Origin of the sequence: Pantoea sp. SIMBA_079 (genome assembly GCF_046940275.1) — a bacterium.
Lineage (GTDB): Bacteria > Pseudomonadota > Gammaproteobacteria > Enterobacterales > Enterobacteriaceae > Pantoea > Pantoea borealis.
Map to the genome: position 1 here is coordinate 1 of NZ_JAWRYR010000586.1, position 255 is coordinate 255.

Here is a 255-nt window from a genome sequence, read left to right on the forward strand (position 1 = left end):
CGCCTGTCCCGGAAATGGCGCCCGAAAAGCTGTACTTGTCCGCGCGATTGAAGGCGAGCGTGGCATTATTGACGATATTGCCCGCAATTGAACCCGTGGTGCCGCCATTGCCGATTTGCAGGAAACCGTTGGCAATCGTGGTACCGCCGCTATGGCTGGCATCGCCGCTGATGATAAGCGAGCCCGCCCCTTCCTTATATAGCGAACCACTGCCCGACACATCGGCGGTCAGATCGAGCGCCGTGCCAAGCAGCG

General features: G+C 60.0%; 1 protein-coding gene. It reads right to left on the bottom strand.

Going from position 1 to position 255, the window contains the following annotated elements; genetic code table 11:
* Positions 1-255: autotransporter-associated beta strand repeat-containing protein (locus SB719_RS21295; RefSeq protein ID WP_412159909.1), on the bottom strand; the 255-nt coding region annotated here is incomplete at both ends.